At 61.6% G+C, this 1,099-nt stretch carries 2 protein-coding genes; both read left to right on the top strand.

Going from position 1 to position 1,099, the window contains the following annotated elements; translation table 11 throughout:
* Positions 1-486 (top strand): fumarate reductase iron-sulfur subunit (locus EOL86_15470; GenBank protein ID NCD26969.1); only part of this gene is annotated, 486 nt, incomplete at its 5' end.
* A 3-nt stretch (positions 487-489) separates the two neighbouring features.
* Positions 490-1,099, top strand: a 610-nt coding sequence (locus EOL86_15465) for a fumarate hydratase (GenBank protein ID NCD26968.1), incomplete at its 3' end; no start/stop codon positions are given.

Below are 1,099 nucleotides of genomic sequence, written 5' to 3'. Positions count from 1 at the left end.
CCGGACGAAATCACCCTGCTGCCGCTGCCGGTTTTCAAGCTGGTCGGCGATTTGTCCGTGGACACGGGCGTGTGGTTCCGGGACATGTACCAAAAAACCGAATCCTGGATTCACACCCGAAAGGAATTCGATCCGTCCCAGGAAGAGGAACGCATGGACAACAAGGTTGCCGAGCAGATCTATGAATTGGAACGTTGCGTGGAATGCGGCTGCTGTATCGCGGCCTGCGGCACGGCCCGCATGCGTGACGATTTCCTGGGCGCGGCGTCGTTGAACCGCATCGCCCGTTTCGTGGTCGATCCGCGCGACCAGCGCACGGACCGGGACTATTTCGAGATCATCGGCAACGATTACGGTATTTTCGGCTGCATGGGCCTTTTGGCCTGCGAGGACGTCTGTCCCAAACACCTGCCCTTGCAGAACCAGCTTGGCTTTTTGCGCCGCAAAATGGGCATCACGGCCATCAAACAGCTCTTCCGGAAATAAGCCATGCGCACCATCACGGCACAAGCCGTTATTGACAGCGTGGCCCGCATGTGCGTCGAGTCCAACCGGATTTTGCCCCAGGACGTGCGCGACCGTCTGGCGGCCTGCGCCGCCACTGAGGACAGTCCGGCAGCCCGGGAGATTTTCCGGCAACTGACCGAAAACTATGAACTGGCCGAGGCCACGGGCCTGCCCCTGTGTCAGGATACGGGGCTGGCCGTGTTCTTTGTCGAGGTCGGCCAGGATCTGCGCGTTGACGGCATGACACTGCGTGAAGCTATCAACGAGGGCGTGCGCAAGGGCTACGACGAGGGTTTTTTGCGCAAGTCCGCCTGCGATCCCTTCACCCGCGCCAACACCAAGGACAACACCCCGGCCATCATTCATTTTGATCTGGTCGAGGGCGACGGTCTCAAGATCGCCTTCATGGCCAAGGGCGGTGGCAGCGAGAACATGTCCCGCGTGACCATGCTCGCTCCGGCCCAGGGCTGGGACGGCATCAAGAACTTCGTCGTGAACCGCGTGGCCGAGGCCGGGCCCAACCCGTGTCCGCCGGTCATCGTCGGCGTGGGCATCGGCGGCACCTTCGAGCTGGCCCCGATTCTGGCCAAAC

Source organism: Deltaproteobacteria bacterium, from assembly GCA_009930495.1.
Classification (GTDB): Bacteria; Desulfobacterota; Desulfovibrionia; order Desulfovibrionales; family Desulfomicrobiaceae; genus Desulfomicrobium.
Note: the sequence above shows the minus strand (reverse complement) of the source record. Positions and strands in the feature narration are given on the sequence as shown.